This is a genomic window from Enterobacter sp. AC1, from assembly GCF_050434705.1.
Taxonomy (GTDB): Bacteria; Pseudomonadota; Gammaproteobacteria; order Enterobacterales; family Enterobacteriaceae; genus Enterobacter; species Enterobacter cloacae_L.
The window spans coordinates 64,773-79,224 of sequence record NZ_JBNDIZ010000005.1 but is presented as its reverse complement, the minus strand read 5'-3'; the positions used below and the strand labels follow the sequence as shown (position 1 = coordinate 79,224).

Genomic DNA, 14,452 nt, shown 5'->3' with positions numbered 1-14,452 from the left:
TCGCGTTCCTGTATTTATCAGAAAATTAATCTAATTCGCTGATTGCCACTTTCACCACAATTTTACGAATTGCAGCTTCCTTGTTTTTAATACAGGCAGGACGGTGTACATCCTGCGGGAAAAATATGGCATAACTGCCGGGTATCATTTCGATAAACGATTCGTGTTCGCTGTCGTGATAAAAAATAATATCCCGCTGTTCCAGTAATGATTCGCTGATTTTGTTATTGCCGGTATCAATGGCGATACCGATTTTCTCTTCACCCCAGGCCAGAAACTGTATATCCAGATAACGGCGATGCACCTCCGGGCGATTCTCGTGCTGTTCCCGGGTGGTGAGATCGAGCACCTGGGCAAAGATGTTGCGTCCCTCAATTTCAACCACACCCGGCTTTAGCATGCTGAAATCCGTGGTACGCAGAAAATCTAACGCCTTTTCAATTGCCCGCGGCAGGCGACACGGATTTGGCTGTGAAATATGTCCAAATATCATGGTCCACTCCTTACAGAGACTGGATTTTCGCCCACACGCTGTCGTCAATCGTGATGCCGTTGCGGCGGTTCTCTTCAAGCAAACGGGTGAACTCATGCCCCGGCAGGCGAACGGCGACATTGTCATCAGCGCGTTCGGCGGTGGTGATGAAGTCCATGATGCGCTGCAGCTTGGCATCGCGGGTCGGGGCGTCGATCAGGCGATCGACCTCGATAGCGATAAAGATCTGAGACACGCCGTATTCGTCACTGTTGTCCTGCGTCACTTCCGCAACGGAAGCGCCGTTGGAGAGCAGGGTGGCGATCATGTCGAGCACGATGGATAAGCCTGAACCTTTCCAGTAACCCATTGGCAGAATCCGGCGGTTTTTCTCAATCACGCCGGGCTCTCTGGTGAGATTGCCTTCGTCGTCAAAGCCGCCGTCTACCGGCAGCTCGCGCCCGGCCAGGCGATTCACTTCCAGCATGCCGTAGGAGAACATCGACATCGACATATCGACCATGGTGATCGGGCTGGTGGGAATGGCGACGATCAGCGGGTTGGTGCCGATGCAGCACTCTTTTGATCCCCACGCGGGCATGACGGCAATGGAGTTGGTCCAGCAAATGCCGATGTAGCCCTTCTCCGCCGCCTGCCAGCCGTAGCTGCCGCCGCGCATCCAGTGGTTAGCGTTACGCAGTGCCACCAGACCAATGCCGTGATCGGAGGCCAGCTCGGTGGCGCGGTCCATCATCTTTTTCGCCGTCAGGTTTCCTATGGATCGCTGAGCGTCCCACTGTTCGATAGCCCCTAATGTCGTCACTCGCTTGGGCTGGGCGTCGGGAATGATGTCCCCGGCATCAAGCTGCTGAATAAAGCGCGGGAAGCGGTTGACGCCATGTGAATAGACGCCGGATTCCGTGGTGCGGGCAAACATTTCTGCGCAGGCATCTGCAGTATCCGCGTTGACACCGCGATCGAGCAGAACCCGATTGAACGCCGCTTTCAACTCTTCGTAGGTCACTTTCATCCCTGTTCTCCTGTTTTTTTAGGGCAAGTGCGAGTGCTTTTTTAGCGCTAAATTTCACTATGCGAAATATGATTTCAAATATAGCGATCAAATTTTGCCAGATCAACGACATTCATGCTTTTCAAAAACGATTAAAATCAAACGGTTGTGTTTTTTCTGTTGAGATCGTGAACTGAACCACACTTTGCGCTACCATCAGGGCGCGATAAAAAGGAGCCATTTAATGAGCATGAAAGAGAGCGAAATGACGCAAGAAAAAGAGAGGCCAGCAGGCAGCCAGAGCTTGTTTCGCGGCCTGATGCTGATTGAGATCCTCAGTAACTATCCGAACGGGTGTCCGCTTGCGCATTTATCGGAACTGGCGGGGCTGAATAAGAGCACCGTGCACCGCTTGCTGCAGGGATTGCAGTCGTGCGGGTACGTTACGCCGGCACCCGCGGCGGGCAGCTATCGCCTGACCACCAAATTTATCGCCGTCGGGCAAAAGGCGCTGTCGTCGCTCAATATCATCCACGTGGCGGCGCCGCACCTTGAAGCGCTGAATATTGCCACTGGCGAAACGGTGAACTTTTCCAGCCGGGAAGACGACCACGCCATCCTGATTTATAAGCTTGAACCGACAACCGGTATGCTGCGCACGCGTGCTTATATCGGTCAGCATATGCCGCTCTACTGCTCTGCGATGGGCAAAATTTACATGGCGTTTGGTCATCAGGATTACGTGGCGAGCTACTGGGAAAGCCATCAGGAACAGATCCAACCTTTGACGCGCAACACCATCACCGAACTGAGTGCGATGTATGATGAGCTGGCGGAAATTCGCGATCGCAGCATGGCGATGGACAAAGAAGAGAACGAGCTGGGCGTCTCCTGCATTGCCGTGCCGGTCTTTGATATCCACGGCCGCGTGCCGTATGCGATCTCTATATCGCTATCGACGTCGCGCATGAAGCAGGTGGGTGAGAAAAACTTACTCAAGCCACTGCGCGAAACGGCAGAGGCTATCTCAAAAGAGCTGGGTTTTAACGTGCGCGAGGCGTAACACATGAACCGATTTATCATGGCGGAGGCGGAAAAATGCATAGGGTGCCGCACCTGTGAAGTGGCCTGCGCGGTGTCGCATCAGGATGCCGTCTCCGCAAATGCCTTTACGCCCCGCCTTCGGGTGGTTAAGGGAAGTTCATACACGACGGCAGTGGGTTGCCATCAGTGCGAGGATGCGCCGTGTGCCAACGTCTGCCCAACCCGTGCCATTCGCCGCACGGCAGGCGCCTGGCTCGTTGAGCAGAAGCGCTGTATTGGGTGCAAAAGCTGTATGGTGGCGTGTCCGTTTGGGGCGATGCAGGTTCGTCTGGCGGGAAACAAGCCGCAGGCGTTGAAATGTGATTTATGCATGCATCGCGAAGGCGGACCGGCCTGCGTGGAGGCCTGTCCAACCCACGCGTTGCGCTGTGTTGACCCCGCCAGACTCCGCGCCGAGCGGCAACGTCATCTGGCGTAAGGCTTTACTAACCGTCTTCGCGCCAGGCTTTCTCGATTTCTTCAGCCAGAATTTTGACGCCCGCTTCGATTTTTTCTGGATCGGGCACGTAGTTCATGCGCATGCACTGGTGCGTATGCGGCCAGGGCTTATCCAGACCCGGGAAGAAGTAGTCGCCCGGCACCATCAGCACGCCGCGCTTTTTCAGGCGCTGGTAGAGCAGTTCGGTGGTGATAGGCAAATCCTTAAACCACAGCCACAGGAAAATCGCTCCTTCAGGTTTGTGGATCAGGCAGCGTTCTTCCGGTAAGTAGCGGCGAAGTGTCGCAATCGTCTCCTGAACGCGCTGGTAATAGAACGGTTTAATCACATCATTCGACAGACGCAGCAGGTCGTTGCGTTTGATCATTTCGCACATCATCGCCGGGCCAATGCCGCCCGGTGAAAGGCTTATGATGCCGTTCATATTGGTAATGGCGGTGATGATTTTCTCATTAGCGATGATGATGCCGCAGCGGCTGCCCGGCAGTCCCAGCTTAGAGAGGCTCATGCACAGGACAATGTTCGGGTTCCACAGCGGACGTGCTTCGCTGAAGATAATGCCCGGGAACGGCACGCCGTAGGCGTTATCGATCACCAACGGCATGCCGTGCTGATTCGCCAGCGCGTCCAGCTTCATCAGCTCGTCGTCGGTGATCACGTTGCCCGTTGGGTTCGTCGGGCGTGATACGCAGATCATGCCCGTCTCTTCGCCAATATGCAGGTGTTCAAAATCGACGTGATATTTGAATTGCCCTTCCGGCAGCAGCTCAATGTTCGGGCGCGCGGAGACGAACAGATCCTCTTCCAGGCCCGAATCAGCATAGCCGATATACTCCGGGGCCAGCGGGAACAGCACTTTTTTGGTGGTGCCGTCGGCGCGACGTCCTGCGAACAGATTAAACAAGTAGAAAAACGCGCTCTGGCTGCCGTTTGTCAGTGCAATATTCTGTGGTTCGATATCCCAGCCCAGCTCTTTACGCAGCATTTCGGCGAGGAGTGCCAGCAGTTCGGTTTTACCCTGCGGGCCGTCGTAATTGCAAAGCGCATCGGTTGCTTTGCCGCTTTCCAGCATCTGAGCGAGCAGGATCTGGAAATAGGTATTCATCTCCGGGATTTGAGCCGGATTTCCGCCGCCGAGCATGATTGCGCCCGGTGTGCGCAGCCCGTCGTTGAGGTCCTCCATCAGGCGAGTAATGCCTGAATGGCGGGTAAATTTATCGCCGAAAAGTGAAAACGTCATAGCAGGTGATCTGTCGAGCTTATTTTGAAAGTGGGTAACCATAACGCTAGCACCGTGTTGGTGCAAATCGGGTGGTGTGGTCGGATTTGTCGTTTTATAGGGTGGAAAAGGGTTTATTCAGTGAATTATTCTTGTGTATTTCCGCCCCTCACCCTAACCCTCTCCCCACAGGGGAGAGGGGACCGCATGGAGCCGTCTTTTCACCCTCGCCCCTTTGGGGTGTACGGTCCGGGGTGAGGGGTGTGGTCTATTGGTTACCTGCCCATACCACCAGCACCTTATCGCCATTGTGTTCGCGTACGAAGCCATACCCTTCTTTCAGCGACAGCGTAGTTTGCTTGCCTTCACCTATCGCGGGATGTCGGGCGCGGAACTGACCCAGCGTCTGCCAGTGGGCGACGGTTAAGGCCTGTTTGCCCGTCACGTCCTGCCAGTTCATATCTGAGCGGGTGCCCTGCAGCGGGTCGGAACCCGTCGGGCCGAACGGGCGTTCAGATTCATCCCCGTAATAGATTTGTACGCTACCCGGCGCTAACAGAAGCAGCTCGGCCGCACGCTGACCGCCTTCACGGAACAGGCGCGTGTCATGCGAAGAGATATAGCTCAGAACGTTGAAGCTTTGCAGCTTTTCCGCCATCTGCTGCCACGTGAGGTCGATATCGGCCAGGCAATTGACCGCTTTTGACGCCTGCTCCTGATAGTCAAAGTTGATCATCGCATCAAAACCGTGGCGGTAATAATCGCTCTGCATGACCCCGTGACCCCAGGATTCGCCGGTCATCCAGAATGGCGCGTTGTCGAGCTTTTTGTCCGGGTTCGCGCCTTTCCAGGCGGCCAGCGCCTGGCTTGCCTGGTCTTTCAGCTGCTGCCATGCCGCAAGCTCAACGTGCTTCGCGGTATCCACCCGGAAACCGTCGATGCCATAGTCACGTACCCACTGGCTGAGCCAGTGGGTCAGGTAGTCGCGCGGGGTATATCCCGGAATAGCTTTCGCATGGGTATCGGGCTTGTGTTGATAGAAGTTGGGTAGCCCGGAAGGCGCGGTGGATTCCGTTTTGAGATCGGGTAAGAATGCCAGCGACATGGTTAAATCATCAAAGCCCGGGTTGTCGTAATCGCCAATGTCGGTGCGGATCCACTTTTTACCCCACCATTTTTCCCATGCGGCTTTGTCGCTAAAGTTGATGTAGTCGTTAAAGCTATGCCAGCTTTGGCCCGCGCCTGGCTTCCAGTCCGTCCAGCGTTCTCCCAGCGTTTTTTTGAGCTCATCGCCCTGCAGGTACAAGGCGCCAAACTGATACTCCTGCATGTCCGCAAGCGTTGCGTAGCCCGTGTGGTTCATCACGATGTCAAACAGGATGCGGATGCCGCGTTTATGCGCTTCATCAACAAGATGGCGTAAATCGTCTTCGGTCCCCATGTTGGCGTCGAGCGTTGTCCAGTCCTGGGTGTAGTAGCCGTGATAGGCGTAGTGCGGGAAATCACCTTTGGTTCCACCACCAACCCAGCCGTGGATCTGCTCAAGCGGAGAGCTTATCCAGAGGGCGTTCACGCCCAGCTGCTGTAAATAATCGAGCTTGCCGGCAAGCCCCTTAAGGTCGCCACCGTGGAACGTGCCGATCTCCTGCATGCCGTCTTTATGACGGCCATAGCTGTTGTCGTTGCCAGGATCGCCATTGACATAACGGTCGGTCAGCACGAAATAGACGGTGGCGTTTTGCCAGCTAAACGGTGCAGGTTTGTCGGTTTCGGCGCCCTCAAGCAGCAGCAGGCCGTTACTGTTGGCGGCTGGCTGCAGGGTGATTTTTCCATTTTGCACCGTCGCCGTCTGTTTACTGTAGTAGTCGCGCACCGCGGAGCCTTCCGGGAAGGTATGGCTGACGTCCAGCGTCAGCGGTTTACCGTCCCACTTCGGGCACTGGCGGATAACGTTTGTCACCGATTGTTCTGCGGCACTCTGGATGGTCAGCAGCAGGGTGGGCGTGCCGGAGCGGGTATCAATCCGCATCTGGTATTCGCCGTCGCGGAACAGGCGCCACTGCGGCGGCGTGGCGTCACAGGGTTTGAGCGACAGCATCTCATTGAGTTTTATCGCTTCTGAGGGCTGCCAGCACGTGTTGTCAAAACTCACGGTCAAAGGACGCGTACCCTTCGCAAGCTTTGCCTGGCTGGTGAAAATCCCCGTGCCTTCGGGGCTGAATGCAGTAAATCCTGGTGATGACCAGTCAGCATGTGCCAGTGCGGGTAACATCAGAAAGGCTATTGCGGTGCGTTTCATTCCATTTTCCTGTCGCGGCATTTTTAACCAGTTTGCCATCAGGCGAAGGTTAAAAACTCATCCCCCATCGCTTTCTGCCAGGAGGATGCGTGAGGATGAGTGATCTCGCGCAAAATTAAGCAGTTAACTGCGATACCGCACACATTTTTTCGGAAATGGTGTTTTTGTGAGCAAGTTTTAGATGACATAGTTTCGGAATTGGACTATTTCTATACGTGCTCTTGAAGTCTATTTTTGTTATGATTTGAGATTCCGCTCTCAAATTTGTGAAAAAAATAAGGTGTTGGGATGATTACATCCGACCAGGAGACCTAATGATATCGACTCCCATTCGACGATATGGGGCTGCGATACTCATGTTACTCACCGCGGCATTTTCGGGTGAGGTGCTTGCGAAGACGCACACGGATACAACGAGTAAGAAAGCCCACGTAATAAAGACGACAAAGACGACAATTAGTAAGGTTAGCAGTAAACAAGAGTATTCTCGCAATAGTGCAAAGAGTAGTTCACTTCCTGATTTGCGAAAATACCCTTCCGGAACACCAAGGAAAAAAGCGTTTCTCCGGACGGTAATGCCTTACATCACGAGTCAAAATGCCGCGATTACTGCGGATCGTAACTGGCTAATTTCCAAACAGTACGATAGCCGCTGGTCGCCGTCAGAACGCGCGCGTCTGAAAGATATCACGAAGCGCTACAAGCTGAGCTGGAACGGTAACACGCGTCGTGTGCCGTGGAATGCTCTCCTTGAGCGTGTGGATATCATCCCGGGTAGCATGGTTGCGACCATGGCTGCTGCCGAAAGCGGCTGGGGTACTTCAAAGCTGGCGCGCAGCAACAACAACCTTTTCGGTATGAAGTGTGGGAAAGGTCGTTGTAATAATGCGCCTGGCAAGGTGAAAGGCTATTCTCAGTTTGAATCCGTGAAAGATTCCGTGAGCGCCTACGTGGTGAACCTGAACACGCACCCGGCTTACTCCTCATTCCGTAAATCACGCGCGCAGTTGCGTAAAGCGGATCAGGAAGTGACGGCCAGCACGATGATCCACAAGCTAAAAGGTTATTCGACGAAGGGACAGAGCTATAATAACTATCTGTTCGCCATGTATCAGGATAACCAGCGCTTAATTGCCGCCCACATGTAATCTCAAAAAAACGCCTTCCTCTGGAAGGCGTTTTCTTCTCTAAATCAGCACCTCGCTGTGGCGATCCCGATACTCTTTTGGCGTGGTGTCATACTCTTTGCGAAATACCGAATAGAAATATTGCAGGGACGGGTATCCGCACATCTGCGAGATTTCGTTGATCGACAGTGACGTGGAGATGAGCAGACTGCGGGCTTTCTCCAGCTTCTCAGCATGAATGACGGCATGAATGGTTTCGCCCACTTCTTCTTTGAACCGCTTCTCCAGATTCGAACGCGAAATGCCTACCGAATCCAGAACCTGATCGACCTTAATCCCTTTGCAGGCGTGGTTGCGAATATAGTGCATGGCCTGAATGACGGCAGGGTCGCTTAAGGAGCGATAGTCGGTTGAGCGACGCTCTACGACGCGGACAGGGGGCACGAGCAAGCGCTGAAGCGCCAAGGATTCTTTATCCAGCAGACGATGCAGCAGCTTCGCCGCCTGGTAGCCCATCTGACGCGTTCCTTGCGCTACCGAGGAGAGCGCCACGCGAGACAGATAGCGGGTCAGTTCTTCGTTATCAATCCCAATCACGCACAGTTTTTCGGGCACCGGGATGTGTAAATGTTCGCAGACCTGCAGCACGTGACGCGCGCGGGCATCCGTCACGGCGATAATGCCGGTTTGCGGCGGCAGCGTTTGCAGCCAGTCCGCCAGGCGGTTTTGCGCGTGCTGCCAGTTTTCCGGTGCGGTTTCCAGCCCCTGATAGACCACGCCGCGATACTTCTCCTGGGCGACCAGCTGGCAAAACGCGTGTTCGCGCTCAACGGCCCAGCGCTTGCCGCTGGTGGCGGGTAGGCCATAAAACGCGAAGCGATGAACGCCTTTCTCTTTTAAATGGAGAAAGGCGGCCTCGACCAGGGCATGGTTATCGGTAGCAATATAGTGGACCGGCGGGTAGTGTTCGGGCGAATGGTAAGAGCCGCCGACGCCCACTATCGGCACGTCGACGTCGGTCAGCAGTTGCTCGATGACGGGATCGTCATAGTCGGCGATGACGCCGTCGCCCAGCCACTCTTTGATGTTCTCGAGACGGGTGCGGAAATCTTCTTCAATAAAGATATCCCACTCGGATTGCGACGCCTGCAAATATTCACCAACGCCCTCCACCACCTGACGGTCGTAGGCTTTATTGGCATTGAATAACAACGTAATGCGGTGACGCTTTTCAAACATGGCTCACTTCCCAATTAGTCACAATACCGTTATCAGGCCCGTCGCTTGGTTGCCGAGTCCATCCAGACTGCCAGTAAAAGAATGGCCCCCTTGACGATATACTGCCAAAACGTCGGGACGTCCATCATACTCATCCCGTTATCCAGCGAAGCCATAATAAAAGCCCCCATGACCGCCCCCGCCACGCTGCCGATACCGCCTGCGAGGCTGGTGCCACCAATCACGCAGGCGGCGATAGCATCCAGCTCGGCAATGTTACCGGCGGAAGGCGAACCGGCTCCCAGACGCGAGCTGAGGATCAACCCGGCGATGGCGACCATCAGGCCGTTAATGGCAAAGACCGCGAGTTTGGTGCGTTCGACGTTGATACCCGACAGACGGGCAGCTTCAAGGTTGCCGCCAATCGCATAAATACGTCGGCCAAACGCGGTGCGCGTGGCCATAAACATGCCGCCCAGCAGTAGAAGCGCCAGCAGCAGTACGGGTGTCGGGACGCCGCGATAGTCGTTAAGAAGCCAGATTGCGCCCAGCACAATGACTGCCGTGAGCGCCTGACGCCCCACCACCGACGTTGGCGCTGGAGAAGCCAGCCCCAGCGCCTGACGGCGCATACGGCCACGCCACTGCCACGCGACAAACGCCAGCAACCCAATCACACCGATCGTAAAGCCTATGCTATCAGCGAGGTAACTCTGGCCAATCTGCGACATAGCCGCGCTGGTGGGGGAGACGGTGGTACCGTTGGTGATACCGATTAAGATCCCACGGAAGGCCAACATCCCCGCCAGAGTGACAATGAACGAGGGCACTTTACGGTAGGCGACCCACCAGCCGTTCCAGGCTCCCAGAACCAACCCCAACACCAGCGTGACCGCGACGGTCAGCGGCAGCGGCCAGCCGAGCCAGACGTCAAAAATGGCCGCCACGCCGCCGAGCAGCCCCATCATCGAACCGACTGACAGGTCGATTTCCGCAGAGATAATCACGAACACCATGCCCACGGCCAGAATGCCGGTGATGGCGGTCTGGCGGAGCAGGTTCGAGACGTTACGCGCGCTTAGGTAAGAGCCATCGGTCATCCAGGTAAAGAACAGCATGATGACGATAATTGCCGCGATCATCACGAAAACCTGCAGGTTCAGCGCTTTTAACCCCGCGAACGCACCGGGCGTCGGAACAGCGACTTTGATATCAGACGGATTGCTTTTCGACATGACGTTCGCTCCTTAAAGCGGCTTCCATCACCTGCTCCTGCGTCAGGTTCTGGTTAATCAGGTTGGCTTTCAGTTTTCCCTCGTGCATGACCAGCACGCGGTCGCTCAGGCCGAGCACTTCGGGTAACTCAGACGAGATGACAATGACGGCAATCCCTTGCTGTACAAGCTGATTAATCAGCTTGTAGATTTCATATTTGGCACCGATATCAATTCCGCGCGTTGGCTCATCAAGGATCAATATGCGTGGATTGAGCAGCAGACAGCGCGCCAGAATCGCCTTCTGCTGGTTGCCGCCGCTCAGGCGGCCAATGGCCAGTTCCGGTGAGGATGTTTTTACCTTCAGTCTGGCAAGCGACTGAAGAATGCACTGCTGCTCTGCGGCATCGTCCAGGCTGCTCAGCGCACCGGAGAACCGATCGAGTGCCGCAAGCGTAATGTTTTTACCTACCGCCATGACTGGCACGATGCCGTCTTTTTTACGATCTTCCGGCACCATGGCAATGCCGCGGGCAATTGCCTGCTGGCAGCTGTCGATTTTCACCGGCTGGCCGTCGATATAAATCGTGCCCTCCCAGCGCCCCGGCCACACGCCAAACAGGCACTGTACGGCTTCGGTACGCCCGGCGCCGACGAGCCCCGCAATGCCGAGGATTTCGCCGCTGTGAAGAGAAAACGAGACGTTATTGACGCGCTTGATGTGGCGGTTAACGGGGTGCCACGCCGTCAGGTTTTCCACGCGTAATACTTCATCACCCGTTTCGTGGGGCTCATTCGGGTAGAGCGCCGTCAGCTCGCGGCCCACCATCATGGTAATGATGTCATCTTCACTCATGCCCGCGGCTTCACGCGTGCCGATATGCTGCCCGTCGCGGATCACGCAAATGGTGTCCGAAATGGCTTTAACCTCGTTCAGCTTGTGCGAAATGTAGATGCAGGCGATACCGTGGTTTTGCAGATCGCGGATGATATTGAGGAGAACCGCGGTTTCCTGTTCGGTGAGCGAGGCCGTTGGCTCGTCAAGGATCAGCAGCCTGACCTGTTTATTGAGCGCTTTCGCTATTTCGACCAGCTGCTGTTGCCCGAGGCCCAGATCCCCCACGCGGGTATCCGGTGAAATGTTGAGACTCACCTGCGCCAGCAGCTTTTCACAGCGGAGCGTCATGGTGTCGTAATCCAGTACGCCATGGCGGGAAATTTCGGCCCCAAGGAAGATGTTTTCCAGCACGGTGAGATGCTTCACCAGCGCCAGCTCCTGGTGAATGATGGCGATACCTTTGCGTTCGGTATCGCGAATGTGTGTCGCCTGGATAACTTCACCGGCAAAGACGATTTCGCCTTCGTAGCTGCCGTGCGGGTAGATCCCGCACAGCACTTTCATCAGCGTTGACTTGCCCGAACCGTTCTCGCCACACAGCGAAACCACTTCGCCGGGGTTCAGCCGGAGACTGACGTTGTCGACGGCTTTCACCGTACCGAAGCGCTTGGTGATGCTTTTCATTTCAAGTAAATAAGGCATAACTGCTCCACATAACCCGAGGGAAGAACAGTACAACGTGATGCGCCCCCGCAGTGCAGGGGCCGCGCTGGATTACAGTTCGCTCTTCTTGTGGAAACCATCTTTGATGACGGTGGCGTCAATGTTCTCTTTATTGACTTCAATTGGCGTGAGCAGACGAGCCGGAACGTCTTTAAGCCCGTTATTCAGCGTCGCGTCTGCTTTAGGTTGCTTACCATTGCCCAGCTCCACGGCGATTTCCGCCGCCGTATTGGCAAGCTGGGTAATCGGTTTGTAGACCGTCATGGTTTGGGTGCCTGCGATGATGCGTTTTACCCCGGCCAGATCGGCGTCCTGCCCTGAGATGGCGACTTTTCCGGCCAGCCCCTGGGCGCTCAGAGCCTGAATCGCGCCGCCAGCGGTGGCATCGTTGGAAGCCACGACCGCATCAATTTTGTTGTTGTTGGCCGTCAGCGCGTTTTCCATAATTTTCAGCGCGTTTTCTGGCAGCCAGCCGTCGGCCCATTGATCGCCAACCACTTTAATTTTTCCGTCGTCGATGTACGGCTTAAGGACTTTCATTTGCCCTTCGCGGAACAGCTTCGCGTTGTTATCCACCGGCGAACCGCCCATCAGGAAATAATTGCCCTGAGGCACTTTGTCGATCAGGCTTTGCGCCTGTAATTCCCCGACTTTTTCATTGTCGAACGAAATATAATAATCAATATCCGCATTATTAATCATGCGGTCATAGGCCAGAACTTTTATGCCTTCTTGTTTGGCTTCTTTCACCACGTTACTTAATACCTGGCCGTTGTAGGGGATAATGACCAGAACATCAACGCCGCGGTTGATCATATTCTCAATTTGCGACATTTGTGTTTCTTCGTTGCCGTTAGCCGACTGAACAAACACGCTTGCGCCAAGTGATTCTGCTTTTTTAACAAAAATATCGCGATCTTTTTGCCAGCGCTCCAGGCGAAGGTCGTCAATCGCCATGCCAATTTTGACCTCTTTGGCATGACCGGCAAAACTGGCAAGGAGGAGCGTAGTACAGAGCGTTAGAGTCAGGTTCTTTATCTTCATAATTATTAGGCCTTTTGTAGGGTATGTGTTGCTGAGATAAAAGAAACATTCACTGCTGAGACGCAGCAAATTTTTAACGCGGAAAGGCGGGCTGGCAATTACAGATTTTTATCTTCCCATTATGATATTTGGTTTATTTCTGAATTTATGACCGCGATCGGATTTTAAAATACGTAACGTCTTAATTACATTTGATTCTGGAATGTGCACCGAAAAATAGTTTGTCTGCGCATTATTTTGCGAGCCAGCGCACAGTTGCGCATTCTCTCAATAGCAGTGTGAAATAACGTAATTGAGCAACCCAAAATGTCTATTCACTATTACTCCTGTATCAACGACTCGCCGCATACCCTGATTATGGAGCTCAATATGCAAGCTTATTTCGACCAACTCGATCGCGTTCGTTACGAAGGCCCAAAAACGACCAATCCTTTAGCATTTCGTCACTACAACCCGGATGAGCTGGTGCTGGGTAAGCGCATGGAAGATCATTTGCGCTTTGCCGCCTGTTACTGGCATACCTTCTGCTGGAACGGCGCCGATATGTTCGGCGTGGGTTCCTTTGACCGTCCGTGGCAACAGCCGGGGGAGGCCATCGAGCTGGCGAAACGTAAAGCCGATGTCGCGTTTGAGTTCTTCCACAAGCTGAACGTGCCGTACTACTGCTTCCATGACGTTGACGTGTCGCCAGAAGGCGCGTCGCTGAAAGAGTACCTGAACAATTTCGCGCAGATGGTGGATGTGCTGGCGGCGAAACAGCAGCAGAGCGGCGTGAAGCTACTGTGGGGCACGGCAAACTGCTTCACGAACCCTCGCTACGGCGCGGGAGCGGCAACCAACCCGGATCCGGAAGTGTTTAGCTGGGCGGCCACGCAGGTGGTGACGGCAATGAACGCCACGCATCAGCTGGGCGGCGAAAACTATGTTCTGTGGGGCGGCCGCGAAGGCTATGAAACCCTGCTCAACACCGACCTGCGTCAGGAGCGCGAACAAATTGGCCGCTTTATGCAGATGGTTGTCGACCATAAGCACAAAATCGGTTTCCGCGGCACGCTGCTGATCGAGCCGAAACCGCAGGAACCGACGAAGCACCAGTACGACTATGACGTGGCGACGGTGTATGGCTTCCTGAAGCAGTTCGGTCTGGAAAAAGAGATTAAAGTTAACATTGAAGCCAACCACGCTACCCTGGCGGGCCACTCTTTCCATCATGAGATCGCGTCTGCGATTGCGCTGGGTATCTTCGGCTCCGTTGATGCTAACCGTGGTGATGCGCAGTTGGGCTGGGACACCGATCAATTCCCGAACAGCGTGGAAGAGAATGCGCTGGTGATGTACGAAATCATCAAAGCGGGCGGCTTCACCACCGGCGGCCTGAACTTTGACGCCAAAGTGCGTCGGCAGAGTACCGATAAATACGATCTGTTCTACGGCCATATTGGCGCGATGGACACCATGGCGCTGGCGCTGAAAGTGGCCGCGCGCATGATTGAAGACGGTGAGCTGGACAAACGCGTAGCGAAGCGTTATAGCGGCTGGAACAGTGAGCTGGGCCAGCAAATCCTGAAAGGTCAGTTATCGCTGGCGGAAATTGCGAAGTACGCTGAACAACATCAGCTGGCACCGCAGCACCAGAGCGGCCACCAGGAACTGCTGGAAAATCTGGTCAATCACTATTTGTTCGACAAGTAAAAACGTAGGCCCGGTAAGCGGCAGCGCCACCGGGCATTTCTGTCAAAGGAGCCA

Annotated in this window: 12 protein-coding genes; 4 read left to right on the top strand and 8 right to left on the bottom strand. The window is 54.7% G+C overall.

The window, feature by feature from the left end:
• Positions 1-25: 25 nt before the first annotated feature.
• Together M2433_RS15275 and yiaK are read right to left on the bottom strand one after the other, a co-directional pair.
• Positions 26-493: a YhcH/YjgK/YiaL family protein gene (locus tag M2433_RS15275; RefSeq protein ID WP_429055561.1), complete on the bottom strand. Its 468-nt coding sequence runs from the start codon at positions 491-493 to the stop codon at positions 26-28.
• Between the two features lie 10 nt (positions 494-503).
• Positions 504-1,502 (bottom strand): 3-dehydro-L-gulonate 2-dehydrogenase, encoded by a 999-nt coding sequence (gene yiaK, locus M2433_RS15270; RefSeq protein WP_429055562.1) that lies wholly within the window; start codon positions 1,500-1,502, stop codon positions 504-506.
• Positions 1,503-1,725: 223 nt separating this feature from the next.
• Here yiaK and yiaJ point away from each other — a divergent pair, with 223 nt between their 5' ends.
• A complete protein-coding gene (yiaJ, locus tag M2433_RS15265; RefSeq protein ID WP_021242452.1) occupies positions 1,726-2,544 on the top strand; it encodes an IclR family transcriptional regulator YiaJ in 819 nt (272 codons plus the stop codon).
• Between the two features lie 3 nt (positions 2,545-2,547).
• Positions 2,548-3,003 (top strand): 4Fe-4S dicluster domain-containing protein, encoded by a 456-nt coding sequence (locus tag M2433_RS15260; RefSeq protein WP_429055564.1) that lies wholly within the window; start codon positions 2,548-2,550, stop codon positions 3,001-3,003.
• Positions 3,004-3,010: 7 nt separating this feature from the next.
• Here M2433_RS15260 and avtA read toward each other — a convergent pair whose 3' ends face one another.
• On the bottom strand, positions 3,011-4,264 hold the full coding sequence (gene avtA, locus M2433_RS15255; protein WP_429055567.1) for a valine--pyruvate transaminase: 1,254 nt from the start codon (positions 4,262-4,264) through the stop codon (positions 3,011-3,013).
• A gap of 247 nt (positions 4,265-4,511) precedes the next feature.
• Positions 4,512-6,542 (bottom strand): alpha-amylase, encoded by a 2,031-nt coding sequence (locus M2433_RS15250; protein ID WP_429055570.1) that lies wholly within the window; start codon positions 6,540-6,542, stop codon positions 4,512-4,514.
• Between the two features lie 314 nt (positions 6,543-6,856).
• Here M2433_RS15250 and M2433_RS15245 point away from each other — a divergent pair, with 314 nt between their 5' ends.
• On the top strand, positions 6,857-7,690 hold the full coding sequence (locus tag M2433_RS15245; protein ID WP_429055572.1) for a protein bax: 834 nt from the start codon (positions 6,857-6,859) through the stop codon (positions 7,688-7,690).
• Positions 7,691-7,729: 39 nt separating this feature from the next.
• Here M2433_RS15245 and xylR read toward each other — a convergent pair whose 3' ends face one another.
• The 4 genes from xylR to xylF form a co-directional block, all read right to left on the bottom strand.
• Positions 7,730-8,908, bottom strand: a complete 1,179-nt coding sequence (gene xylR, locus M2433_RS15240; protein ID WP_429055575.1) for a D-xylose utilization transcriptional activator XylR — start codon at positions 8,906-8,908, stop codon at positions 7,730-7,732.
• 32 nt (positions 8,909-8,940) lie between these two features.
• A complete protein-coding gene (gene xylH, locus M2433_RS15235) occupies positions 8,941-10,122 on the bottom strand; it encodes a xylose ABC transporter permease XylH (protein ID WP_429055577.1) in 1,182 nt (393 codons plus the stop codon).
• Positions 10,100-11,641: a xylose ABC transporter ATP-binding protein gene (locus M2433_RS15230; RefSeq protein ID WP_429055579.1), complete on the bottom strand. Its 1,542-nt coding sequence runs from the start codon at positions 11,639-11,641 to the stop codon at positions 10,100-10,102. The genes xylH and M2433_RS15230 overlap by 23 nt, the downstream gene beginning before the upstream one ends.
• A 72-nt stretch (positions 11,642-11,713) precedes the next feature.
• A complete protein-coding gene (xylF, locus tag M2433_RS15225; protein WP_028018251.1) occupies positions 11,714-12,706 on the bottom strand; it encodes a D-xylose ABC transporter substrate-binding protein in 993 nt (330 codons plus the stop codon).
• A gap of 369 nt (positions 12,707-13,075) precedes the next feature.
• Between xylF and xylA the strand changes: the two genes are divergently transcribed.
• Positions 13,076-14,398, top strand: a complete 1,323-nt coding sequence (gene xylA / locus M2433_RS15220; protein WP_123138914.1) for a xylose isomerase — start codon at positions 13,076-13,078, stop codon at positions 14,396-14,398.
• Positions 14,399-14,452: the final 54 nt, after the last annotated feature.

Excerpts from the sequence above, each read along its gene's own strand:
- M2433_RS15250 (WP_429055570.1), bottom strand. The coding sequence starts at position 6,542 with ATGAAACGCACCGCAATAGCCTTTCTGATGTTACCCGCACTGGCACAT.
- M2433_RS15230 (WP_429055579.1), bottom strand. The coding sequence starts at position 11,641 with ATGCCTTATTTACTTGAAATGAAAAGCATCACCAAGCGCTTCGGTACG.
- xylR (WP_429055575.1), bottom strand. The coding sequence starts at position 8,908 with ATGTTTGAAAAGCGTCACCGCATTACGTTGTTATTCAATGCCAATAAA.
- yiaK (WP_429055562.1), bottom strand. The coding sequence starts at position 1,502 with ATGAAAGTGACCTACGAAGAGTTGAAAGCGGCGTTCAATCGGGTTCTG.
- M2433_RS15275 (WP_429055561.1), bottom strand. The coding sequence starts at position 493 with ATGATATTTGGACATATTTCACAGCCAAATCCGTGTCGCCTGCCGCGG.
- M2433_RS15260 (WP_429055564.1), top strand. The coding sequence starts at position 2,548 with ATGAACCGATTTATCATGGCGGAGGCGGAAAAATGCATAGGGTGCCGC.
- avtA (WP_429055567.1), bottom strand. The coding sequence starts at position 4,264 with ATGACGTTTTCACTTTTCGGCGATAAATTTACCCGCCATTCAGGCATT.
- xylF (WP_028018251.1), bottom strand. The coding sequence starts at position 12,706 with ATGAAGATAAAGAACCTGACTCTAACGCTCTGTACTACGCTCCTCCTT.
- xylA (WP_123138914.1), top strand. The coding sequence starts at position 13,076 with ATGCAAGCTTATTTCGACCAACTCGATCGCGTTCGTTACGAAGGCCCA.
- M2433_RS15245 (WP_429055572.1), top strand. The coding sequence starts at position 6,857 with ATGATATCGACTCCCATTCGACGATATGGGGCTGCGATACTCATGTTA.
- yiaJ (WP_021242452.1), top strand. The coding sequence starts at position 1,726 with ATGAGCATGAAAGAGAGCGAAATGACGCAAGAAAAAGAGAGGCCAGCA.
- xylH (WP_429055577.1), bottom strand. The coding sequence starts at position 10,122 with ATGTCGAAAAGCAATCCGTCTGATATCAAAGTCGCTGTTCCGACGCCC.